Origin of the sequence: Variovorax sp. W1I1 (assembly GCF_030815625.1) — a bacterium.
GTDB classification, from domain to species: Bacteria; Pseudomonadota; Gammaproteobacteria; order Burkholderiales; family Burkholderiaceae_C; genus Variovorax; species Variovorax paradoxus_C.
In genome coordinates, this window is the sequence record NZ_JAUSWZ010000001.1 from 5,342,267 (window position 1) to 5,364,899 (window position 22,633).

General features: G+C 66.7%; 16 protein-coding genes. 10 read left to right on the forward strand and 6 right to left on the reverse strand.

Going from position 1 to position 22,633, the window contains the following annotated elements; all coding sequences use genetic code 11:
• Nucleotides 1–5 precede the first annotated feature (5 nt).
• Both QFZ83_RS25015 and QFZ83_RS25020 read left to right on the forward strand, forming a co-directional pair.
• Nucleotides 6–1,664 (forward strand): pectate lyase, encoded by a 1,659-nt coding sequence (locus QFZ83_RS25015; RefSeq protein ID WP_307510917.1) that lies wholly within the window; start codon nucleotides 6–8, stop codon nucleotides 1,662–1,664.
• Between the two features lie 237 nt (nucleotides 1,665–1,901).
• On the forward strand, nucleotides 1,902–2,777 hold the full coding sequence (locus QFZ83_RS25020) for an alpha/beta fold hydrolase (protein ID WP_307510919.1): 876 nt from the start codon (nucleotides 1,902–1,904) through the stop codon (nucleotides 2,775–2,777).
• Nucleotides 2,778–2,803: 26 nt separating this feature from the next.
• Here QFZ83_RS25020 and QFZ83_RS25025 read toward each other — a convergent pair whose 3' ends face one another.
• The 3 genes from QFZ83_RS25025 to QFZ83_RS25035 are packed head-to-tail and all read right to left on the reverse strand — an operon-like array spanning nucleotide 2,804 to nucleotide 9,304.
• Nucleotides 2,804–3,646 (reverse strand): fumarylacetoacetate hydrolase family protein, encoded by an 843-nt coding sequence (locus QFZ83_RS25025; protein WP_307510921.1) that lies wholly within the window; start codon nucleotides 3,644–3,646, stop codon nucleotides 2,804–2,806.
• Between the two features lie 53 nt (nucleotides 3,647–3,699).
• Nucleotides 3,700–4,593: a hypothetical protein gene (locus QFZ83_RS25030; protein ID WP_307510923.1), complete on the reverse strand. Its 894-nt coding sequence runs from the start codon at nucleotides 4,591–4,593 to the stop codon at nucleotides 3,700–3,702.
• Nucleotides 4,556–9,304 (reverse strand): RICIN domain-containing protein, encoded by a 4,749-nt coding sequence (locus tag QFZ83_RS25035; RefSeq protein WP_307510924.1) that lies wholly within the window; start codon nucleotides 9,302–9,304, stop codon nucleotides 4,556–4,558. Before QFZ83_RS25035 ends, QFZ83_RS25030 begins: the two co-directional genes overlap by 38 nt.
• A 213-nt stretch (nucleotides 9,305–9,517) precedes the next feature.
• Between QFZ83_RS25035 and QFZ83_RS25040 the strand changes: the two genes are divergently transcribed.
• The 8 genes from QFZ83_RS25040 to QFZ83_RS25075 all read left to right on the forward strand — a co-directional run bounded on the left by QFZ83_RS25040 (nucleotide 9,518) and on the right by QFZ83_RS25075 (nucleotide 18,918).
• Nucleotides 9,518–11,110 (forward strand): ABC transporter substrate-binding protein, encoded by a 1,593-nt coding sequence (locus QFZ83_RS25040; RefSeq protein WP_307510925.1) that lies wholly within the window; start codon nucleotides 9,518–9,520, stop codon nucleotides 11,108–11,110.
• Between the two features lie 10 nt (nucleotides 11,111–11,120).
• A complete protein-coding gene (locus tag QFZ83_RS25045; RefSeq protein WP_307510927.1) occupies nucleotides 11,121–12,065 on the forward strand; it encodes an ABC transporter permease in 945 nt (314 codons plus the stop codon).
• Nucleotides 12,066–12,068: 3 nt separating this feature from the next.
• Nucleotides 12,069–12,908, forward strand: coding sequence for an ABC transporter permease (locus QFZ83_RS25050; protein WP_307510929.1), 840 nt, complete (start codon nucleotides 12,069–12,071; stop codon nucleotides 12,906–12,908).
• Complete coding sequence (locus QFZ83_RS25055; RefSeq protein WP_307510931.1) at nucleotides 12,908–13,954, forward strand: ABC transporter ATP-binding protein; 1,047 nt, start codon at nucleotides 12,908–12,910, stop codon at nucleotides 13,952–13,954. The genes QFZ83_RS25050 and QFZ83_RS25055 overlap by 1 nt, the downstream gene beginning before the upstream one ends.
• A gap of 157 nt (nucleotides 13,955–14,111) precedes the next feature.
• On the forward strand, nucleotides 14,112–15,089 hold the full coding sequence (locus QFZ83_RS25060; RefSeq protein WP_307510932.1) for an ABC transporter ATP-binding protein: 978 nt from the start codon (nucleotides 14,112–14,114) through the stop codon (nucleotides 15,087–15,089).
• Nucleotides 15,086–16,402 carry an amino acid deaminase gene (locus QFZ83_RS25065; protein ID WP_307510934.1) on the forward strand — a complete coding sequence of 439 codons (1,317 nt, stop codon included), beginning with the start codon at nucleotides 15,086–15,088 and terminating at the stop codon, nucleotides 16,400–16,402. The genes QFZ83_RS25060 and QFZ83_RS25065 overlap by 4 nt, the downstream gene beginning before the upstream one ends.
• A gap of 20 nt (nucleotides 16,403–16,422) precedes the next feature.
• Entirely contained in the window at nucleotides 16,423–17,916 is a 1,494-nt protein-coding gene (locus tag QFZ83_RS25070) for an amidohydrolase family protein (protein ID WP_307510936.1), read from the forward strand.
• 39 nt (nucleotides 17,917–17,955) lie between these two features.
• Nucleotides 17,956–18,918: a LysR family transcriptional regulator gene (locus QFZ83_RS25075; RefSeq protein ID WP_307510938.1), complete on the forward strand. Its 963-nt coding sequence runs from the start codon at nucleotides 17,956–17,958 to the stop codon at nucleotides 18,916–18,918.
• A gap of 34 nt (nucleotides 18,919–18,952) precedes the next feature.
• Here QFZ83_RS25075 and QFZ83_RS25080 read toward each other — a convergent pair whose 3' ends face one another.
• Genes QFZ83_RS25080 through QFZ83_RS25090 form a run of 3 tightly spaced genes read right to left on the reverse strand, consistent with a single transcriptional unit; the run spans nucleotide 18,953 to nucleotide 22,434 of the window.
• Nucleotides 18,953–20,395 carry an aldehyde dehydrogenase gene (locus tag QFZ83_RS25080; protein ID WP_307510939.1) on the reverse strand — a complete coding sequence of 481 codons (1,443 nt, stop codon included), beginning with the start codon at nucleotides 20,393–20,395 and terminating at the stop codon, nucleotides 18,953–18,955.
• An 18-nt stretch (nucleotides 20,396–20,413) separates the two neighbouring features.
• A complete protein-coding gene (locus tag QFZ83_RS25085; RefSeq protein ID WP_307510940.1) occupies nucleotides 20,414–21,610 on the reverse strand; it encodes an ABC transporter ATP-binding protein in 1,197 nt (398 codons plus the stop codon).
• Nucleotides 21,611–21,645: 35 nt separating this feature from the next.
• Nucleotides 21,646–22,434 carry an SDR family oxidoreductase gene (locus tag QFZ83_RS25090; RefSeq protein ID WP_307510941.1) on the reverse strand — a complete coding sequence of 263 codons (789 nt, stop codon included), beginning with the start codon at nucleotides 22,432–22,434 and terminating at the stop codon, nucleotides 21,646–21,648.
• Nucleotides 22,435–22,633: the final 199 nt, after the last annotated feature.

The window sequence follows — 22,633 nt, forward strand, 5'->3', positions numbered from 1 at the left end:
GCTACATGGACGAAGTCGTCTCCTACCGTGGCGGCTACGTGTGGTCGTACTCGCCCGACCTCACGCAGACGTTCGGAGAAATGGAGGCCAAGCGCACCATGCTCTGGCTGCAGCCGCCGGGAACCTCCTCCATCGGCCACATCTACCTGGACGCCTACCACGCGACCGGCGACGAGCGCTTCTATCAAGCGGCCGACCGCACGGCCAAGGCCGTCGCCGCCGCCCAGCACAGCTCGGGCGGCTGGAACTACATCCATGACTTCAACGGCGAGGCGTCGCTGCAGGACTGGTACGAGACGGTGGGCAAGAACGGCTGGCGCCTCGAGGAGTTCCAGCACTACTACGGCAATGCGACCTTCGACGACGCCACCACCGCCGTGGCCTCGCAATTGATGCTGCGCATGTACCTGGAGAAGAACGATCCCGTCTATCGGACCGCGACCGACAACGCCATCCGATTCATCACCGACGCGCAGTTCGGCTCCCAGTTCGGCGTGGCCGACGGCGGATGGCCGCAGCGCTTTCCGCACAACCCCAACGCAGTCGCGTCCATGCCGCTGCCCAACCCAGCGCAACTGCCGGCGGGCGCACGCGCAGGCATGGAAGACGGCGACTACACGCTGCACGTGACCTTCAACGACGACGTGATGGGCGAGAACATCAAGTTCCTCACGATGTGCGTGATGACGCTGGGCCGCACCGACCTCGTGGCCAACATCACGCGGGCGATGGATTGCATGCAGCGGATGCAGTGGACCTCGCCGGCGCTGGCGCAGCAGTCGGGCTGGAGCCTGCAGCACCTGTCCCGCACGACGGGCGGCCGTGCCGCCGGCGAACCCGGCGGCGCGCGCTCGTACGAGCCCCGCTCCCTGGCCACGCACACCACGCAGACAAACATCCAGCAGCTCCTGGGCTACTTCACGCTGACCGGCGACAAGAAGTACCTGTCGCAGCTGCAGAAGGCGATCGACTGGCTGAAGTCGCCCTCGATCCAGTTGCCCGCCAACGTCGCGACGCTCAATCCGCTGCTCGCCGGACGCAACGTGGCCACCTTCATCGAACTCGACACGAACGAGCCGCTCTTCGTGCACCGCTACGGCTCCAACATCCACAACGGCGCCTACTTCTTCGACAAGGACATCACCAACACCATCAGCCACTATTCGTCGGGCCGTTCGGTGGACCCCGCCGCGCTGCAAAAGCGCCTGGACGAATTGAATGCGATGACGCAGCCGCAGATCGATGCGATGGTCGCGAAGTCGCCGCTGAAGGCCACCGCGCCCCGCGCACTGCCGAAGTACTTCGCCGCGGTGCGTGAAGTGGACTTTCCCGACCTGTTCGAAGGTGCGGTGCTGAAGACGCCCACAGTGCCTGAATCCGAAGCGCAGACGATCGTGGCCGCGCTGGTGAACGGCAACTACTGGACCGCGCCCGTGCCCGAGATCGTGAACCCATACCGCGGCGACGGCCCCACGGCGCCGTATACCGGCACGGCCTATCGCAGCCGCCACGTCGGCGACATCTACGACACCTCGCCCTACCCGGCCGATGCGCCGCCGGAGATCGCGCCGTATGTGAAGCGCGACAAGCCGCAGTTCATCACGACGGCGAATTTCATCGCCCGCATGGGGCGGCTGATCTCGTTCATTTCACCGGTGTCCTGAAGACCGGCCGCGGCGCCGGTCTTCAGTACCGGCGCCGGTACGGGTTGAAGGCCAGCAGCAAGCCTGCAAGCCCGCGAGCCCAGAAAACGAGGATCGCGCGAGCATGTATTTCAGCCTTGGCTTACGGCCCGCGTCGGCGCTCACTGACCGCAGCAACGGTGCAGGGATTCTTAGCCTCCGTCGATTGCCGGGCCCACACGACTCTGGGTCCGCCCGGCAAGCGAACAGGAGATGCTCATGAGCAATCAAGTGCAGCACCGCCGCATCCAGGTCGGCGATGTCGAGACCTTCTACCGCGAGGCCGGCCCGCAGGACGCGCCGGTCGTCCTGCTGCCGCACGGCTACCCGTGCTCGTCGTATGAGTTCCGCAACCTCATACCGCGCCTGGCCGACCGCTGGCGGCTGGTCGCGCCCGACTATCCCGGCGCGGGCTACAGCGCGACACCGGAGGGCTTCGACTACAGCTTCGATGGCTATGCGGAATTCCTCGACGGCTTCGTGAAGACGCTCGGCATCGAACGCTTCGCCCTGTACCTGCACGACTTCGGTTCCCCGATCGGCGCGCGCTTGGCCATCAAGGCGCCCGCGCGTGTGGCGGCGCTCATCATCCAGAACGGCGATATCCCTTACGAGGATGCGCTCGGGCCGAAGTACGCCGAGATCGAGAGCACATGGACGCTGCCGCGGGCGCAGATGCGCGCGAAGCTCGCCGAGGCGATCACCGAAGAAGTGTTCAAGGAAGAATTTCTCAACGCGGTGAGGCCCGAGCTCGCCGGGCGCATTCCACCGGACCTGTGGAAGCTGCACTGGTCGCTGGTCACGCCAAGGCGCAAGGAGATCGCGATCGACCTGATCGCCGGGTTGAAGGAAAACCGCGCCTGGTTCCCGCAGCACCGTAAATACCTCGCCGAGCACCGCCCGCCGACGTTGATTCTTTGGGGACCGCAGGATCACTACATGCCGGAGAAGTCGGGACGCGCCTATCTTCGAGATCTGCCGGATGCGGAGTTCCATCTGCTGGACGGCGGGCACTGGCTGCTGGAGACGCACCTGGATGAAGTGGTGGCGTTGATGCGAGATTTCCTGGGGCGGGTGCATGGGCGGCCCGGGTGATGCCGCCAAAAAAAAACGGATTTTTCTTAGCCCTGCACCGCAACCTGCCGCTGTGTCCCCATCCCGTCGATGCCCAGCGTGACGACATCGCCGCTCTTCAGGTACACCGGCGGCTTCAATCCCATGCCCACGCCCGGCGGGGTTCCCGTGGAAATGATGTCCCCCGGATGCAGGCTCATGAACTGCGAGAGATAAGCGATGAGATAGCGCACCCCGTAGACCATGGTGGCCGTGGAGCCGCTCTGCCGCCGCACGCCATTGACCTCCAGCCACATGTCCAACTGCTGCGGGTCGGGCACTTCATCGGGCGTCACGAGCCACGGCCCGACGGGTCCGAAGGTGTCGGCCGACTTGCCCTTGGTCCATTGGCCCTGGCGTTCGGTCTGGAAGGCGCGTTCCGACACGTCGTTGATCAGGCAATACCCCGCCACGTGGTCCATCGCCTCCGCTTCGTCGATGTACTTCGCGGTCTTTCCGATCACGATGCCCAGCTCCACCTCCCAATCGGTCTTGGTCGAGCCGCGGGGAATCTCCAACGGGTCGTCCGGCCCTCCGATGGCCGAGGTTGCCTTCAGGAAAACGATGGGCTCGGGCGGCACCGTGGCCCCCGTCTCGACCGCGTGGTCCGAGTAGTTGAGCCCGATGCAGATGAACTTGCCCGTGCCGGCCACGCAGGCACCGATCCGCGGAGAGCCCTCCACCAGCGGGAGCGTCCGCGGGTCCAGCGCTGCAATGCGGGCGAGACCCGAAGGCAGCAACACGTCGTGTGCGATGTCGTTCACATGAGCGGAGAGGTCGCGCAAGCGGCCTTCCGCATCGAGCATGGCGGGCTTCTCCTGGCCGGCAGCTCCATAGCGCAGCAGTTTCATTCTTCGTGGTTCCTTGATGTCTCGGCGAGGGTCGGTCTGTCAGCTGCGCGCCCTCATGTCGCGACACGCTCGAACTGAACGCTCCGACAATCCATCTCGTACTCGAGGTCGATCACCGGCGGCCGGTTGTAGTGCCAGGTCAGCCCGTGCCGGGCGGCACCGCGCCTGACGATCTCATCCGCGATGAAGGGATGGATGTCGTGCACCGTGTACAGCTGCGACCCCGTGGTGCTCGCCCACGTGAATCCCAGCGATGCGAGGCGCCGTTCCATTTCATCGAGCACCCATTGGGCTTTTTTGAGGATGGCGGGCGGCGAGGTATCGCCCAGGCCCACCGCATGGTCGCGGTAGTGCCCCTTGCCTTCGGGTGCTTCGGCGCTGCCGGCCACCACGAAAGAAGCCGCCGCCGAGGCGTCGGGCACGGTGTAGCTGAACGCATGGAACGAGGGCTCCGCCGGCGGCGACACCGCCGGGCACACGTTGCTTCGCGCCACCGGGTTGAGGTCATCGATGAAGAGGCCCCATTCCTTCAACGTTCCTACGTACAGGTTGTTGAACTCGACGAAGCCTTGTTCCGTGAACGGTGCGGGGGACCGCAATTCGCATGCGCAAAACGCCGCCAGCGGGCGTGAGGCCTCTTCAAGGATTTCCTTGATGCGCCGAAAGCCCTGTTTCAGCGGCAGGGGCTCCGCGAATCGCACGCGCTCGATGCGAAACCCAGGCTCGGCGGCCACGCCAGCCGAATATTGCTGGACGCCCGGAATGAACCGATAGCCACCCGGGAGGGAAAGTTGAAGTGCTGGCACGTGATTTCCTTTTGTGGAGAGAGCAAGAGAGAAGAAAGAGAAGCAGGAGAACGGACGCGCCCCGGAGCTTTCGGCCAGGTCGAACGTGCCCGTTCCCGCCTGCTCAGGGAATCTGGCTCCAACGCTGGTTAGCGCCGCCATGGCAGGCGTAGGTGGACAGCGCGGTTCCCTGCGTGGTCGAAGAGCCGGGGACATCGAGGCAAGCGCTGGGAGACACCCGGTTGCGCAGCGTCGCCCCGACCACACTCCACTGCGTGGCCAAGGTGGCCACGCCCGCCGTGGCGCACGCGAGCTGCACCAGGGGGCCGCCGCCGGTGCTGGTGTTGCCCTGCGCCAGGCACAGGCCGCTGTGCTTGGCGACAAACTGGCTGTAGCCGCCGCTGCTGTTGACGGTGAATATCTCGTTGTCGCCGTTGCCGCAGGCCCGCTGCACCACCGTGGCGCCGCTGGCTGTCGAGCCGCCCGACACGTTTACGCACAGGTTGTTGACCTCCGAGCGGATGCGCGTGTCGAAAGCCGGCGCCGTGTCGAGCGATTTCACGTACTCGCCCAGCGCGAGCAAGTCGGCGGCCGGCAGGCTCGATGCATTGCCGTGGCCACCCGCGAGCACGTCCTGCATCGTGGCCTTCTGGCCGTTGTGGAAGAACGTCGGATTGCTCCAGGTGCCGTAGAGCGTCGGCGTGTCGAAGCCCACGCCGGTCAGCGGCTGGTTGCTGCCCTTGCCCGACGAGAGCTGGATCGTGCCCACGTCATGCCGCAGTCCATCGCGCAGCGTGCCGGCCGTGTGGCAGGTCGCGCACTGCGCGGTGTTGAACACCGTCTGGCCGCGCACGGCGTCCACGCTGAGGTTGCCGTCCGCCGTGCGGGCGGGGCTGCGCATGTACTTGTTCAACGAGTTCAGATAGGCCGCGAGATCGTCCAGCTGTGCGTTCTTCCCCGCCTTGGGCACGCCGAGCGGATCGCCCGTGGCCGAGAAGTCGGCGTTCGAGAGAAAACCGGTGCCGCCGAATTCGTTTCGGATGTCGTGCTCGAAGTCCTGCACCTCGTCGAAGTTGGCGGTCCAGTGCAGCTTGCCGTGGCCGGTGCCGCGGCGTCCCTGCAGGCTGATCGTGCGGCGCAGCCCCTCGCCGCGCTGCGTGAAGTCCCACACCATGCCGTCGTCGCCGGCATCCGCATGGCAGCTCGCGCATGACATGTAGTTGTTCATGCTCATGCGCCGGTCGGAGGCGTTGTAGAACACCTGCTTGCCACGCAACGCAGCGGCCGCCATCGGCTCCTGCGCGACCGTGGTGACGCTCTGCAGAAATGCCGGGGCCGCGGACTCCGAGGACAGCACCGAGGCCACGTCGTGCACCGACACCGAGCGCGCGAGGAAGTTGTTGACGTAGAGGCGCTTTCTCGCCGCATCGAGGTACAGGCCGTGCGGCGCGCTGCTGGCGTTGATCTCGCCGCGCACCGAACGGTTGTACGCATCGACGATGGCCACGCTGTTGCCTTCCATCTGCGCCACGAAGATGTAGTCGCCGCTCGGCGAATACAGCGCGGCGCGCGCCGGAGCGCGGTCGTTGAAGTCGATCTGCTCGCCGAACACTTCCGACGCCGTCTGCAGGTTCACTTGCGAGAGGATCGAACGCACGGTCTTGTCGTGCTCCAGCGGCAGGCCGTCGCGGAAGGTTCCGCGCACGATGTTGTCCTTCTTGGAGGGCAGAAGCGCTCGCGCGCCGTCGGGGGAAATCACCACCTGGCTCAGGTAGTTGGGCACACCGCGCGCGGCGGCCTCGGTATCCACCGTGGTCGTGTCGACCGCCAATGCGATGGTGGTGGCGCCGCTGAGGCTCTGCAGGTTCACCTTGTACAGCTGGCCGCCCGTCATCTTCGACTTGAAGCGCGTCACGTAGGCCGATTGCGAACCCGCATCGACCGCGATGCCGCGCACCGCGCCCTCCAGGGCGAGCGTGCCGGTGGTGCTGCCGTTGCTCGGGTCGAAGCTCATCAGCACCGACTTGCTTTCCAGCGTCAGCAAGCCCTTCGCCCCATTGGGCGTGAAGACGACGCCGTACGGACCGCTGCCGTAAGCAAGCGCCACGGTGGCCGAGACGCTGCCGTCCGCCGCATTGAGCGCCACCAGCTTGTCTTCGCCCTGCACCGCGACCCAGATGCGGCCGTCGGGGCCGACCGCCAGCGTCTTCGGCTCCTCGCCAACGCGCACTTCCCAGCGCTTGGCCAACGTTTGTGCATCGATGGCGGCGACGGTGCCACTGTCGGGATTGACCGAGTACACCGAGTTCGCATCGCCCGCGATGTTGGTCGTGTGCGTCGGCGCCAGCGCCGTGACGGGCGCGATCACCGTGAGGTTGTAGGTGTAGAAGGTCTCCTGGCCGTTCGCGGCCTTCACCGTCAGCGTCACGGTGTAGTGGCCGGGCCGCGTGTAGGTGTGCGTGACACCCGGTTGGGTGGCGTAGGCGCTCTGCGTGCCGTCGCCGAAGCTCCAGCGGAACTGCGCGCCGCCGCTGCCCAGCGTGGCCGGGTTGAAACTCAGTTGGCCGTTGACGATCTTCGGTGCGCCGGCGATGCCCGGATCGCCGATCACGGCCTGCTCTCTCAGCGCCGCCACGTCGCTGTCGCCGAGCACGCGGCCGTATACGCGCACCTCGGCCAGCGTGCCCTTGAAGAGCGCGGTGTTGCCCTGGATCTGGCCCAGGATCTTGAACCTGGTCGTCAGGCCCTTGATGCCGGTGGGGCCGGTCGAGGTGGTCTTCACGCCATCGACGTACACCGCCTGCGCGCCCGAGGCCGCGTCGCGTGTCAGCACCACGTGGTGCCAGTTGCCGTCGTTCACCGACGCCTGCGAGCGCGTGCCCGCATCGTCGCCCACCGACAGCTTGATCTTGCCGGTGCTGTCGAGCCAGCCCCAGAACACGTCGTCGACGCCCGGCGACTGGTCGCGTCCGAAGATGCCGGGCGCGGTCCAGGAGTTCGCACCGCCCGCCTGCGTGGTCTTCATGTAGAAGCTCAGCGATGCGGTTCCGCCCAGCGTGGTGGCCACGGTGTCGTTCTTCAGCTGCACGCCCGTGGTGCGGTTCGCGAAGTTCAGGCCGATGCTCTCGAACGCATCGCCGGTGGCGGGCGTGCCGTTGTTGGCGCCGATCTGGTCGGCGAGGCTGCCAGTCAAAGGCCAGTGGTGCGACAGGCTGATGTCGCTGGCGTTGCCGGTGTTGAAGGTGGAGCGGTAGTCCGCGCCGATCGCGTTGCCCGCATAGTCCTTCAGGCCGTTGGCCGGCAGGAACACCTCATAGCTCGTGCCCGGCTGCAACGGCTGCTCAGGGTGGAAGTTGACGATGCCCAGCTGCACGCTGTAGGTGCCCGCCAGCGTGTTGCCGCCCACCGGGCGCACGATGAAGGTGTTGGCGTTCACGCTCTCCGGCAGGATGCTGTCCGTCATGCCGAGGCCGATGCGCGACGTGAGGGCCTGTTGCCTGGCGCCGTTCACGGGCGAGACCTGCTTGACTTCGGGCTTGGTGGTGTCGGGGGCCACCGCATGCACGATGAAGCCGCTGCCCGAGCCGTGGTCGTTGCCTACGTAGATCAGATTTCCGAAGGGCGACACCTGGCCATGGTCGGAGCTCGAAAAATGCGGGTCCGACTCCACGAAGAGCCCGCCGCGCCCGACTTCGACATGGTTGAGCGGATTGCTCACATCGACCTTGTGAATGTAGTTCTGCGCACCCTGGAAAACGTAGTTGTCCTGCGTGCCGCAATACAGCTGCTGGTTGATCACGAGCCGGTTGTCTTCTGCCACGAAGCGCGATCGATCGGTAAGGTCGTAGCCGAACATCTTGCCGCCGCTCTCCTGCGCGGAGCCATAGACCTTCTTGCCGTCGAAGCAGGTGGCGTAGTAGTTGGCCGTGGCCCCGGCAACGGCGTCGAGCACCTTGGGATTCAGCGGGTCCGAAATGTCCAGGCTGGCGAAGCCGCTGGTGTTCGTCATCGAAGTCAGCACCATGTGGTTGCCCATGGTGAAGATCGGGCCCACGCGAAAGCCGCCGAGCTCGCCGGTCGGCACCGGATTGGGCTTGCCGGCGCCGCGATTCGCGAGGACGGCGTTGGCCGGGTCCCTGGCATCGATGATGAAAATCCCCTGCTCCGCCGCCGCCACATACAGATAGGGCGCCTGCCACCAGAGCTGCCAGCTCACGTTGCCGTAGTCACCCTTGTTGACGTTGGGCAGCACCAGCTTCTTGACCTGCTTGATGTCGTTGATGTCGGTGAAGTCCCAGAGCTCCACGCCGAAGACACTGGGCATGGCGACGTACTGCTTGCCACCGATGTGGGCGATGCCGATGGCATGCGGCTCCCTGAATTCCTTGGTGCGGCCGTCCGGTTCGTAGATCCGCTTGGCGAGCTTGATGTTGCGCGGATCGGAAATGTCGTAGAGCAGAAAGCCCCCGGGGCCTAACCCGCCATCGGGCGCGAACGTCGTGAGGAAGTAGCCGTTGAGCATGAGACCCACGTTCTGGCCGTACTTGTACTTGATGTACCCGGCGGTGGGGTGCGTCACTTTGCCACCGGGGATCTTCGGCACGTCGGCACCCGTGCCTGCTCCGGCGCCGTCGTCGGACACCTCATGGATCGTGGAGATGGGCTTGAACAGCTCGGCCTGCGTGTAGGTCAGGTTGCCGAAGCCGGGGCCCTGCAGCGGCAACGGATCGGCCATGAGACCGGCGGCCGCGGAAGCCATGCCCGTGGCAGCCTTCCTGATCGTGTCCAGCGGGTTCACCCCGGTGATCGCCGCGTGCGTCAGCACGGCACAGCAGAACAGGGAACCTACCGCAAGAACTTTCTTGATGCTCATTTTTCATCCTCGCAAATTCGATCGGACGCCATCTTTTCGGTGAGAAAAGATTCGACCGAAATCTAGCAGCGGATCGATGCGGGAACGGCATTGAATTTCGAAGGGAGAGTTCTAATATTCAGATCGGTTCTCAGGGTAAATGGTGATGTTTTGGCATGGGTTGTGCTTCAGAGTTCGGGCCTGAAAAGGGAATCCATTGCCAACCCGCTCTCCATGAAAGAACGTCCCATGTTCCACGCCCCTCTTGTCCGGCGCCTGCCCAGGCTGTCGAAGCGCAGCCTGCTGGGTGCGTCTCTCTTCGCGATGCTGTGCGCCGCGCTGCCGCATCAACAGGCGCATGCCCAGGGGCCGCGCAACTTCGCGACGCTTGCGATGGTGGCCGAGCCTCAGACGCTCGACCCGATGGCATCCACGGCCGACCTGGTCGGAACCATCATGCAGCACGTGTACGAGACGCTCTACACCTTCGACGCCAAGTGGAACGTGGTGCCGATGCTGGCCGAGACCATGCCGAAGATATCGGCCGACGGCAAGACCTACGCCATCACGTTGCGCAAGGGCGTGATGCTGCACAGCGGCCGCGAACTCAATGCCGACGATGTGGTGGCGAGCCTGCAGCGCTGGATGGACCAGTCGCCGCGCGGCAAGGCCGTGGGCAAGGAGATCGAGAGCCTGAAGGCCAAGGGCCCGCTGGGCGTGGAGATCGTGCTGAAGGCGCCTTATGCGCCGCTGCTCTCTCAATTCGCGTTGCCCAGCAATGGCACGGCCGCGATCATGGCCAAGGAATCGATGGCCTCGCCGCTGAAGGACTTCGTCGGCACTGGCCCCTACAAGTTCAAGGAGCGCCGCCCCGACCAGTTCGTGCTGCTCACGCGCTTCGACAAGTACGCCGCACGCAAGGAACCCGCGAGCGGCTACGGCGGCAAGCGCGAAGCGGCCATCGAGGAGCTGCGCTTCGTGCCCGTGCCCAACGCCAGCACGCGCGTCGAAGGCGCGCTCGCGGGCCAGTACGACTTTGCCGACCTGCTGCCGGTCGAAGCGCTGCCGCGCCTGGAGAAGGCCAGTGGCAAGACCGTGCCGATCATCACGCCGTCCTTCGGCTTTCCGCTGGTGGTCTTCAACACCAAGGAGGGCGTGGTCGCCAATCAGGCCGTGCGCCAGGCGATCCAGACCGCGCTCGGCGAAGGCGAAATGCTCGCGGCCGGTTTCGGCGACACGCGCTTCTTCGTGGCCGAGGCCAATCACTTCCCCAAGGGCTCGCCGTTCTACTCGACCGCCGGCGGCGACCAGTACAACCAGCGCAACGCCGCCAAGGCCAAGGAGCTCGCGGCCAAGGCCGGCTACAAGGGCGAGCCGATCCGCGTGCTCACCAGCCGCCAGTACGACTTCCACTACAACATGTCGCTGCTGATGGCCGAGCAGCTCAAGCGCGCGGGCTTCAAGGTCGACCTCAACGTGGTGGACTGGGCGACGCTCACCCAGCGCCGAAACGATGCACGTTTGTGGGAGATCTTCATCACCCATTCGGGGCTCTTCCCCGAACCGATGCTCTCGCCGCCGCAGCTCGGTGACGGCGCACCGGGTTGGTGGGACACGCCCACCAAGAAGTCCGCGCTGAGCGCCTTCAATACCGAGAGCGATCCGGCCAAGCGCGGCGCGCTGTGGGGCAAGGTGCAGCAAGTGGTGTACGACGAGGTGCCCTACATCAGCGTCGGCAAGTTCAACGCGCTCTCGGCCAGGAGCCCCGCGCTGGACAACTACCAGCCCACGAACTGGCCGTTCTTCTGGAATGTGAAGATCAAGTAGGAGGCACCCCTTGTTCCTCCGCTACATCGCCTCCCGCGCAGGCGGCATGCTCATCGTGCTGGCCATCGTGGCGGTGCTGGTCTTCGTGCTCACGCGCGCCGCATCGGGCGACCCGGTCTCGGTGCTGCTGGGCGACCAGGCCACGGCCGCCGACATCGCCCGCGTGCAGAAGGACTACGGCCTCGACAAACCGCTGCCCGTGCAGTTCGGCTACTGGCTGCGCGAAGTGCTGCAGGGCAACCTGGGCACCTCGATCTTCCTGCAGCGCCCGGTGACACAGGCGCTTTGGGAGCGCGCCGAGCCCACCACGCTGCTCGCGCTCATGGCCGTGGCCATCGCGGCCCTGATCGGCGTGCCCTGCGGCATCGTCTCGGCGGTGTTCCGAGGACGGGTGGTCGACCAGCTCTTCACCGGCATCGCGATGCTGGGCGCGAGCATTCCGAGCTTTTGGCTGGGCATCGTGCTGATCCAGATCTTTGCGGTGTCGTTCGGGTGGTTCCCGGTATCGGGCTACGGCGCGCCCGATGCGCCGTTCATGGAGAGGCTGCATGCGCTGGTACTGCCGGCGACGGTGCTGGGCCTTCTGAACTCGGCGCTCATCATCCGCTTCACGCGTGCCTCGATGCTCGATGTGCTCGGTGAAGACTATGTGCGCACCGCGCGCTCCAAGGGCCTCAGCGAGAGCAAGGTGGTGCTCAAGCATGCGCTGCGCAATGCGCTGGTGCCCATCGTCACGGTGATCGGCCTCACGGTCGCGCTGATGATCGGCGGCGCCGTCATCACCGAGACGGTGTTCGGGCTGCCCGGCGTCGGCAACCTCGTGGTGAGTGCGGTGCTGCGACGCGACTATCCCGTCATTCAAGGTGCGCTGCTCGTGATTGCCGCGATCTACGTGCTCATCAATTTCTCGATCGACCTGCTCTACGCCGTCGTCGATCCTCGCGTGAAGGTCTGAGCCGTGCAGATGCCAAGAATGCTCCGCCAGTTGATGCACCGCCGCATCGTGATGGTCTCCGCGCTGGTGCTGCTGGTGATCGCTGTGCTCGCCATCGGCGCGCCGCTGTTCGCCTCCATCGACCCCAACGACACGGCAGTGCTCGACCGCCTCAAAGCGCCGAGCGCCGAGCACCTGCTTGGCACCGACGAACTGGGCCGCGACATGTACTCGCGCATCGTCCACGGCGCGCGCTACTCGCTGGCCATCGCGGCGCTCACCGCGCTGGGCTCGGTCATCGCCGGCACAGTGCTGGGCCTGATGGCCGGCTTCTTCCGGCGCCTGGACACCCCGCTCATGCGCGTGGTCGACGCGATGATGTCCTTCCCCGACATCCTGCTGGCCATCGCATTGGTCGCGATCCTCGGGCCTTCGCTGATGAACACCGTGCTCGCGCTGGTGCTGGTCTACACGCCGCGCGTGGCGCGGGTGGTGCGGGCCTCCACGCTGGTGGTGCGCGAACTGCTGTTCGTCGAAGCCGTGCGTGCGCTGGGCGTTCGCACCTCGCGCATCCTGTGGCGGCACATCCTGCCGAACCTCATGTCTCCGATCCTCGTGCAGGTGTCCTTCATCTTTGCCTACGCCATCCTGGCCGAGGCGGGCCTGTCGTTCCTCGGTGTCGGCGTGCCGCCCGAGATCCCGACCTGGGGCACCATGGTCGCGGGCAGCCAGCAGTACGCGCACCAGGCCTTCTGGGTGGTGCTGTTCCCGGGCCTGGCGATCATCTTCACGGCGCTCTCGCTGCAACTGCTCGGTGATGGCGTGCGCGACCTGCTCGACCCCAAGCTCAAGAAGACCTCGTGATGACGAACGCCAACAACACGCCACACGCGCCACGCCTCACGGTCAGCAACCTGAGCACCAGCTTCCCCACCGAGGACGGCCTGATCCGCTCGGTGGCCGATGTGAGCTTCTCCATCCAACCGGGCAAGACCACTGCGCTGGTCGGCGAATCGGGCTCGGGCAAGTCGGTCACCAGCCTCACGCTGATGCGCCTGTTGCCCAAGACCGCGAACGCGCAGGTCAGCGGCAGCGCTTCGTTCGTCACGCGCGAAGGCAAGACGCTGGACCTGCTGCAGATCGGCGAGCGCGAGATGCGGTCTCTCCGCGGCAACCAGCTGTCGATGATCTTCCAGGAGCCGATGACCAGCCTGAACCCGGTCTTCACCATCGGCGAGCAGATCGCCGAGAGCGTGCGGCTGCACAAAGGGCTCGATCGCAAGTCGGCCCTGGCCCATGCGCTGCGCATGCTGGAACTGGTGGAGATTCCCGCGGCGGCGCAGCGCATCCACGAGTACCCGCACCAGCTCTCGGGCGGCATGCGCCAGCGCGTGATGATCGCGCTGGCGATGGCCTGCGACCCGACGCTGTTGATTGCCGACGAGCCCACCACCGCGCTGGACGTGACGATTCAGGCGCAGATCCTCGAACTCATGCGGCGCCTGCAGGCCGAGACGGGCATGAGCATCCTCTTCATCACGCACAACCTGGGCGTGGTCGCGCACCACGCGGACGATGTGGTGGTGCTGTATGCGGGCCGCGTGGTCGAGAGCGCGCCGGTGCGGCCGCTGTTCGCGCAGCCTGAGCATCCGTACACGCAGGGTCTCTTGGCCTGTCTGCCGGGCAAGGCGCGCGTGCCGGGGCAGCCCAAGCCCAAGCGGCTCTTTGCGATCCGCGGGCAGGTGTCGAGCCCGCTCGCGCCGCCGCCCGGCTGCGCGTTCGAGCCGCGTTGCGACCTGGCGCTGCCCGAATGCAGCGTGGCAATGCCGCCGCTGATCGAGACGCACCATGGGCGCGAAGCGCGCTGCGTTCGCGTGCAGCCGGCCCAGCCTTTGGTGAGGGCCGCATGACAAGCGCGCTGCCTGGCGTTTTGCTCCTTCCCCTTCCGGGGGAAGGCTGGGATGGGGGCAAGCGGCGTTCGTTCGGCGCAGTGCTTCATCCAGTGCCGTCGTGCCCCCACCCCCACCCTCCCCCGGAAGGGGAGGGAGCCAAAACCACAAGCCCACGATGACCACCGCCACTCCCCTCATCGAAGTCCGCGGACTCAAGAAATACTTCGGCAGCAGCGATCGTCCCGTGCGCGCGGTCGACGACGTGTCGTTCGCGATCCAGCCCGGCGAGACGCTGGGGCTGGTCGGCGAATCGGGTTCGGGCAAGAGCACCATTGGCCGCACCGTGCTGCGGCTGGTCGAGCGCACCGAGGGCCAGGTGCTCTACCGCGGCGACGACATCGGCGCGCTCTCGGGCGAGCGCATGCGGAAGCTCCGCAGCAAGCTGCAGATCATTTTTCAGGACCCGTACGCGAGCCTGAATCCGAAGATGCGCATCAGCGCGATCCTGGGTGAGGCGCTGTCCACGCACGGGCTGCACAAAGGGGCAGCGGCGCGCGACAAGCGCATCGCCGAACTGCTGGAGACCGTCGGCCTGCGCGCCGAGCATGCGAGCCGCTTCCCGCACGAGTTCTCGGGCGGGCAGCGCCAGCGCATCGGCGTGGCGCGGGCGCTCGCGGTCGAGCCCGAATTCATCGTGGCCGACGAGCCGCTGTCGGCACTCGACGTATCGATCCAATCGCAGGTCATCAACCTGCTGGCCGACCTGCGCGAGCGCCTGGGTCTCACCATGCTCTTCATCTCGCACGACCTCGATGTGGTCGAGTACCTGTGCGACCGCGTGGTCGTGCTGTACCTGGGCAAGGTGATGGAAGTGGCCGAGACTGACGAGCTCTTCGCGCGGCCTTCGCACCCCTACACCCAGGCGCTTCTGGCCGCGAGCCCGAAGCCCGATCCGACGCTCGCGACCGAACGCATCGCGCTCAAGGGCGACATCCCCAGCCCCATCTCTCCCCCTTCGGGCTGCGTGTTCCGCACGCGCTGCCCGCACGCCATCGAGGCCTGCGCGCAGACCGTGCCGCCGCTCGACGAAATTTCTCCCGGACACTACAGCGCCTGCATCCGCAAGGAACTGCTCTCCAACATCGCCGCATGACGACCATGACAGACACCTCCGCTACCAAAGCCAACTTCAACGACCCGCTGCTGGGCAGCAACTTCAAGGGCTACCCGCGCACGCAGCCGCCGCGCCTGCGCAGCGAAGTCGGCGCCGCTGGCTGGAACGTGCTGGCCGGCGACCTGCCGCTGCCGCTCGCGATGCTCAAGCGCGAGGCGCTGGAGCACAACCTGGCGTGGATGCAGTCTCGGGTGCGCGAGTGGGGCATCGACCTTGCGCCGCACGGCAAGACGACCATGTCGCCGCAGCTCTTCCAGCGCCAGCTCGATGCGGGCGCGTGGGGCCTGACCTTCGCCACTGTCACGCAGCTGGCCGTTGGCGTGGCCGCCGGGGCGCGCCGCACGCTCATTGCCAACCAGGTGGTGAGCGATGAAGACCTGGCGGGCATCCAGCTGCTGCTGAGCGCGAATGCGGGTTTGCGCATCGTGTTCCTGGTCGACTCGCTCGCGCAGCTCGGGCTCATCGAAGACTGGGCCAAGCGCCATCCCGCGAGCGTGCCGTTCGAAGTGATGCTCGAAATAGGCATCGATGGAGGACGCACCGGCTGCCGCACGCACGAAGAAGCGATCGCCGTTGCCAACGCACTGCGCGCCAGCAGCGCCGCGAAGCTGGTGGGCATTGAGAGCTACGAAGGCTTGAATGCCACCGGGTCGACCGAGGCGGACACGGCCTTCGCCAAGGCACTGATGGACCGGATCGAAGCCGTGGCGCGCCACTGCGATACGCACCAACTCTTCGAAGCCGACGAGGTGCTGGTCTCGGCCGGTGGCTCGGCCATCTTCGACCTCGTGGCCGGGCGCCTGAAGCCCGCGCTGAATTCGCCGGTGCGCGGCCTGCTGCGCTCGGGCTGCTATGTCACGCACGACCATGGCTTCTACAAGCGCCTGGTCAACGCGGTGGACGAACGCATGGGCTGCGGGTGCGGGGAAGGCCTGACGCCCGCGATGGAGGTCTGGGCCAACGTTCAGTCGCGGCCCGAGCCGGGCCTGGCGATTCTCTCGGTCGGCAAGCGCGACGTTTCCTTCGACATGTCGATGCCCGTGCCCATCGCACGCTCGGCACGCGGTGCCTTGCAGCCGCAAGCCGTGCCTGCGAGTTGGCACGTCACCGCGCTCAACGACCAGCACGCCTACCTGCGCTGGGACGCGGCCGACGAAGCGCTTGCGCCCGTCGTCGGCGAACGTGTCGGCCTCGGCATCTCGCACCCCTGCACCACCTTCGACAAGTGGCATTGGATGCCCATCGTCGAGAACGACTACCGCGTGAGCGATGCCGTGGTCATCCATTTCTGAGCGAGACAGCAAACGCACCCATGAACAAACAGAAGTACAACGCCACGCTGCTCGAAGCCGGCTTGATCGTGGACGGCTCCGGCGGCCCCTCGTGGCCCGGCGACGTGTTGCTGCAGGGCGACCGCATCCTCGCGCTCGGCGAAGGCCTGCGCGGGCGCTTGCCCGAAGGGCTCACGCTCGCCGACGTCGAGGTGGTCGACTGCCGCGCCAAGGTCATCGCCCCCGGCTTCATCGACGCGCACACGCACGACGATGCGATCGTGCTGCGCGATCCGCTGTGCCTGCCCAAGGTGTCGCAGGGCATCACCACCGTGGTAACGGGCAACTGTGGCATCTCGCTCGCGCCGTACTGCACGCCGCAGTCGAAACCGCCGCTCACGCTGCTGGGCGCGGATTCGTTCAAGCACGCGACCATGGCCGAGTACCGCGCCGCGGTCGATGCCACGCAGCCCGCGCTCAACGTGGCTGCGCTGGTTGGCCACACCACGCTGCGCTTCGCGACGATGCAGGCGCTCGACCGGCCTGCGAGCGCCGACGAACTCGCGCGCATGGAAGCGCTGCTCGACAGCTGCATGGCCGATGGCGCGCACGGCATGTCGTCGGGCCTGTTCTATGAAGAGGCCTTTGCCGCACCGGCCGAGGAAGTGACCGCGCTCGCGCGTGTCGTCGCACGCCACGGCGGCGTGTACGCCACGCACCTGCGCAGCGAGATGCAGCAGATCATCGAGGCGCTGCACGAAGCCGGCGACTCTGCCTTCGAAGCCGGCGTGCCTTTGATCATTTCGCACCACAAATGCGCGAGCCCGGCCAACTGGGGCCGCACCAAGGAGACGCTGCCACTGATCGAGGCGCTTGCGCAGCGCCAGCAGATCGCGATGGACGTGTACCCGTACGTGGCCGGCTCCACCGTGCTGCGCGAGGACATGGTCGATGGCGTCATCGACGTGCTGCTCACCTGGTCCGAGCCGTATCCGGAGATGACCGGCCGCTTGATCTCCGACATCGCAAGCGAGTGGAACGTGACGCAGCAGGAAGCCGCGCTTCGCCTGAAGCCCGGCGGCGCCTGCTATTTCCTGATGCAGGAGGAAGACGTGGAGCGCGTCATCGCACACCCGCTCACGATGATCGGCAGCGATGGCCTGCCGCACGACCGCCATCCGCATCCGCGCCTGTGGGGTGCGTTCCCTCGCGTGTTCGCGCGCTACTGGCGCCAGCGCCGCCTGTTCACGCTGGAACAGGCCGTTCACAAGATGACCGGCATGACCGCGCGCAACCTGCGCATCGCCGACCGTGGCCTGCTGCGCGTCGGCACGATGGCCGACGTGGTGGTGTTCGACCCCGAGACCATCGCCGACACCGCGACCTACGACAAGCCGCACGGCGTGAGCGAAGGCGTCGAGTGCGTGTTCGTGAACGGCGTGCTGGCCTATCGCGGCGGAGAAGGCCAGGACGAAGCGAAGGTGCTCGCGCGCGCGGGGCGGATGCTCACGCGGCGCGCGCGCACCGCGGCCTGACGCTCGCGAACCGGCCCCTGCATCCCGTAGAGTGCACGCATGATCGAATCCACAACCCTTCGGTACTTCTACGAAGTCGCGGCCTTCGGCTCCGTGCGCGTGGCGGCGGAAAAGCTCTTCGTGGCCCAGAGCGCCGTGAGCCGGCAGATCGCGCTACTGGAAGACGAACTGGGCGTGCCGGTCTTCGAGCGCCATGCACGCGGCATGGCCCTCACCGCGGCCGGCGAACTTCTGCTTCGCTATGCGCAGGACAACAAGACGCAGCTGGCCGACCTGAAGGGCCAGATCCACGAGTACGAGACGCTGGCCAAGGGCCATGTGCGCGTGGGGTGCGTGGAAGGCATCCTGCACGGCCTGCTCTCCAGCTTCATGCCGAACTTCATCCGCACGCACCCGGGCATCACCTTCTCGCTCGACCTCATGGGGTCGCATGCGGTGGGCGAGTCGGTGGCGGAGCACAAGTACGACCTGGGCATTCTGTTCGGCGCCTCGCCGCGGCCCGACCTCATCGAGCTGCAGAAGATCGACCAGCCGCTGTGCGTGATCGCGTCGCCGCAGCATCCGCTCGCACAGGAGCGCAGCTGCACGCTCGCGCAGGTCGCCGATGCACCCCTTGCGTTGCCCGATCGGTCCTTTGGCCTGCGCCAACTGGTGGACCGCGTCAGCTCCAAAGGCAAGTTCAAGCTGAACATTGCCGTCGAGACGAATTCCCTTTCCTTCGCGAGCCGGCTGGTCGCGGAATCGGACCTCATCACCTTCCAGCCGAGCGACGTGGTCGCCCCGCTGATCGAGGCCGGCAAGGTGGTGGCCATTCCACTCACCGATGCGTCCCTGCGAACTGCACGCGCCACGCTGGTCGCAAGCTATTCCCGGCGTCTGTCGCTCGCGGCCAACCACCTGTCGCAATCGCTGATCGCCTACATGCAGGGATGGCAGCGGCCCTTGAAGCCGGGGCGCGCCGCCGTGCCTCGCGCGACGCCCTCGAGGGCAAGGACGAAATAGTCTCCAGCCCGGGCGCAGGGCGCGGGCAGCCTGCTCACCCCGGCAGCGTGACCGTGATCATCTTGACCTCGGACATCGCATCCAGCGTGTGCATGCCGCCCAGCCGGCCGATGCCGCTTTTCTTTCCGGAACCGCCGCCGAAGGGCAGGTGGATTTCCCACCAGGTCGTCCCCGCGTTGATGTTGACGATGCCGGCGGGAATCTTCTTCGCCATCGCGATGCCGCGGCCGATGTCTTTCGTGAAGACGCCGACAGAGAGCCCGTAGGCGTTCTGCAATGCGAGCGCCAGGGCCTGCGCTTCGTCCTCGAAGGCAACGACCGGCACGACGGGGCCGAAGGTTTCCTCCCGGCAGAGCAGCATGTCCGGCGTGACGTCGCGCATCACGGTCGGCTCGAAGAAGAGGTCGCTGCCCAGGTCGGGCCGCGCGCGACCGCCGTGCAAAAGGCGTGCGCCCTGCGCCACGGCCTCGTCCACATGCGCCCGCACCTTGGCCGCCACCTTGGCGTTGTTGAGCGGCCCCATGGTCGTGGCGGGATGCAATGGATTGCCGAGCACCTGATCGGCCGCCCTGACGACCAGCTTTTCGCAGAGGCGCTCCACCACGGAGGCATGGGCCAGCACAAAGCCCGTGGCCGCGCACACCTGTCCCGCATTGAAGAACGCACCGCCCGCCGCGGCGGCTGCGGCCGCATCGAGGTCCGCATCCTCGAAGACGATCAGGGGCCCGTTGCCCCCGAGTTCCAGCAGCATGGGTTTTCCGGCGCCTCGCTCGGCGATCTGCCGGCCCGTCGCGGTGCTGCCGGTGAAGGCGATGGCGGTCACGTCGGGATGCGCGACCACCGCATCGCCCACGGTGGCGCCCTCGCCGATCACCAGGTTGACGACGCCGGCAGGAAGGCCGGCGCCTTGCATGGCCGCCATGAGCGCGCAGGCCACCAGCGCGGTGGACGGCGCAGGCACCCAGACCACGGTGTTGCCGGTCGCGATGGCGGGCGCGAGGTATTCCACAGGGATGTTGACCGGAAAGTTCCAGGGCGTGATGACGCCATACACGCCTCGCGGCTGGCGGATGGTCATGACGAGCTTGCCCGGGTCTTCCGCGGGCAGCGTCTGTCCGCCCATCTGCTTGATGAGTTCGGCGGCGAGCCGGAAGCCGTCGGCGGCCTTGGCGACTTCGCCCCGGGCTTCGGCCAGGACCTTGCCCTGCTCGAGCGACAGCGTGTACGCGATGGGCTCGCGCCGGGCATCGATTTCTGTCGCAATTGCCATGCACAGGGCGGCGCGCTCGAACACCGGTGTGGCGGCCCAATCGAAGGCGGCCGCCTGGGCGGCGGCCACGGCCTCGTTCGCCGTCTCGCGGCTCGACCTGGGCACGGTGGCGATGGTTTCGCCATTGGCCGGGTTGACCACCGGCATGGTCTCGGCGGTGGTGGACCAGCGCCCGCCGATGTAGTTTCCCGTTTCGACTTCGGACATGCTGCGGCTGCTCATGGTCTAGCCATACGAGTACGCGACCTCTGCGGCATGGCGCAGCCCCTCGCTGCCGGTGCCGCTCCGCTCCGCGCCGGTGGCGACCGGCCTGTACTCGGTGTGCGCCGCGGCGGCGACACCCACGTGGCGCTCCGTCTCCGCATCGAAGCAATGGGTCGAGGCACCATCGCGGACTTGCAGGTGCACCAGGTCGCCCGGCTTGATTGCCACGCGGTCGTGAACGGACACGCACCAGGGCGTTTCGCTGCCGGCCACGGTGCCGTAGATCTGCGTCTTGTCGCCGGTCGACTCCGTGAGGATCACACGCAGTGCCAGGCCCTCCGGAGCCAACTGCAGATGCTCGGGCCGCAGTCCCAGCAGCACGCGCTGTCCGTCGGCCAGCAGCGGCGTGCACCCGGAAGTCGGAAGATTCCAGGTCTGCCCATCGGGCAGCGCGAGCCAGGTGCGGCCATGTTCGCGATGCACCTGCCCTTGCGTGAAGTTCATCGCGGGCGATCCGATGAACCCCGCCACGAAGCGGTTGACCGGCCGGTCGTAGAGCTCCAGCGGCGCGCCCACCTGTTCCACCCGGCCCGCGCGCATCACCACGATGCGGTCGGCCATGGTCATGGCTTCCACCTGGTCGTGCGTGACATAGACCATGGTGTTGCCCAGGCGCTGGTGCAGGGCCTTGATCTCGGCGCGCATCTGCACGCGTAATTGCGCATCCAGGTTGGACAGCGGTTCGTCGAAGAGGAACAGCGCGGGCTCGCGCACCACCGCGCGCCCCATGGCGACGCGTTGGCGTTGTCCGCCCGAGAGCGCGCGCGGCAGGCGGTCCAGGTAGGGCGTGAGATTGAGCAGGCCGGCGGCTTTCTCGATGCGCGGGCGGAAGTCGCTTTCCGCTTCGCCGCGCGTGCGGGGGCCGAAGGCGATGTTCTCGTAGACCGACAAGTGCGGGTAGAGCGCATAGCTCTGGAACACCATCGAGATGTTGCGCTTTTGCGGCGACAGGTCGTTGGCCCGCGCGCCGCCGATGCGCAGCTCGCCGCCGCTGATGGGCTCCAGCCCCGCGATCATGCGAAGGAGCGTCGACTTGCCGCAGCCCGAGGGACCGACCAGCACGACGAACTCGCCGTGCGCAATGTCCAGGTCGATGCCGTGCACGACGGGCACGCCGTTGAAATCCTTCTGCAGTTGCTTGAGTTGAACCTGAGCCATGGGGTCTCCTTGTGTCTGTGGAAAGGGATCGCGGCTCAGTAGTCTTCGACCGTGATTTCGCGGGCCATGGGGCGGATGCCCGACATGAGGCCCGCGTCCACGGGCAACGCCACGCCAGTGATGACGCGCGCGGCGGGCGACGCCAGGAACAGCACGGCGTCGGCGACATCGTCCGGTGTCGCGAAGTCGCCCAGCGGATACCACTTCTTCAACTCCTCAAACACCTGCGGGTTCTTGTCGGCCCGCGCCTGCCAGGCGGCTGTCTTCACGGTGCCCGGCAGCACGATATTGGCGCGTATGCCGAAGGCGCCCAGCTCCATGGCGAGTGATCGGGTGTAGCTGACGAGAGCCGCCTTGGCGGCGCTGTAGGCCGGGTGGCCGAGCGTCGTGAGCGCGTTGACCGAGCCGATCAGCACCAGCTGTCCGCTGCGGCGCTGGACCATCGACTCGCGCACCGCCTCCACGCAATGGAACGCGCCGTTGAGGTTGAGGTGGATGTCGGCGTGCCAATCCTGCGGCGTGGTCTTGCGCAAGGTCGGGCCGCGCGCCGCGCCCACGTTCGACACCAGCACGTCCACCGGGCCGGTTTCGGCGGCGACCGCGGCCACCTTCTCGCCAAGGGCCGCGCAGTCGGTGATGTCCGCGACCAGAGGATGCAGCCGCGCCAGGTCTTCGGCACTCACGCCCTGCTCGGCCAGCGCAGCCGCCAAGCCCTGCAATGCGCCCGCGTCGTGGTCCAGCGCGATCAATCGGTCGCCGGCCTGTAGCACGCGGCGGCACAGCGCCTGCCCGATGCCGCCGGCGGCGCCCGTGACCAGCGTCACGCGCCTGGAAGGGAGGGCGCCGGACGCGGTTTTGCGGGCCGGCGAGGCGTCTTGATGAACGGGAGACGGGGTCTGGTTTATTTTTTCCACAAGCTGCGCCATATGAATTTCCAATATCGCCCCAGGCCGGGCGACGGCGAATTGCCGGACGCAATTCGCACTCGAATTTGGAGATTACAGGCAACTCCAATCATTGGGC

What these genes read in the sequence shown, in the direction of transcription:
- QFZ83_RS25015 (WP_307510917.1), top strand. Translation starts at nt 6, where the DNA reads ATGGACGAAGTCGTCTCCTACCGTGGCGGCTACGTGTGGTCGTACTCG.
- QFZ83_RS25020 (WP_307510919.1), top strand. Translation starts at nt 1,902, where the DNA reads ATGAGCAATCAAGTGCAGCACCGCCGCATCCAGGTCGGCGATGTCGAG.
- QFZ83_RS25025 (WP_307510921.1), bottom strand. Translation starts at nt 3,646, where the DNA reads ATGAAACTGCTGCGCTATGGAGCTGCCGGCCAGGAGAAGCCCGCCATG.
- QFZ83_RS25030 (WP_307510923.1), bottom strand. Translation starts at nt 4,593, where the DNA reads ATGGCGGCGCTAACCAGCGTTGGAGCCAGATTCCCTGAGCAGGCGGGA.
- QFZ83_RS25035 (WP_307510924.1), bottom strand. Translation starts at nt 9,304, where the DNA reads ATGAGCATCAAGAAAGTTCTTGCGGTAGGTTCCCTGTTCTGCTGTGCC.
- QFZ83_RS25040 (WP_307510925.1), top strand. Translation starts at nt 9,518, where the DNA reads ATGAAAGAACGTCCCATGTTCCACGCCCCTCTTGTCCGGCGCCTGCCC.
- QFZ83_RS25055 (WP_307510931.1), top strand. Translation starts at nt 12,908, where the DNA reads ATGACGAACGCCAACAACACGCCACACGCGCCACGCCTCACGGTCAGC.
- QFZ83_RS25060 (WP_307510932.1), top strand. Translation starts at nt 14,112, where the DNA reads ATGACCACCGCCACTCCCCTCATCGAAGTCCGCGGACTCAAGAAATAC.
- QFZ83_RS25065 (WP_307510934.1), top strand. Translation starts at nt 15,086, where the DNA reads ATGACGACCATGACAGACACCTCCGCTACCAAAGCCAACTTCAACGAC.
- QFZ83_RS25070 (WP_307510936.1), top strand. Translation starts at nt 16,423, where the DNA reads ATGAACAAACAGAAGTACAACGCCACGCTGCTCGAAGCCGGCTTGATC.
- QFZ83_RS25075 (WP_307510938.1), top strand. Translation starts at nt 17,956, where the DNA reads ATGATCGAATCCACAACCCTTCGGTACTTCTACGAAGTCGCGGCCTTC.
- QFZ83_RS25080 (WP_307510939.1), bottom strand. Translation starts at nt 20,395, where the DNA reads ATGTCCGAAGTCGAAACGGGAAACTACATCGGCGGGCGCTGGTCCACC.
- QFZ83_RS25085 (WP_307510940.1), bottom strand. Translation starts at nt 21,610, where the DNA reads ATGGCTCAGGTTCAACTCAAGCAACTGCAGAAGGATTTCAACGGCGTG.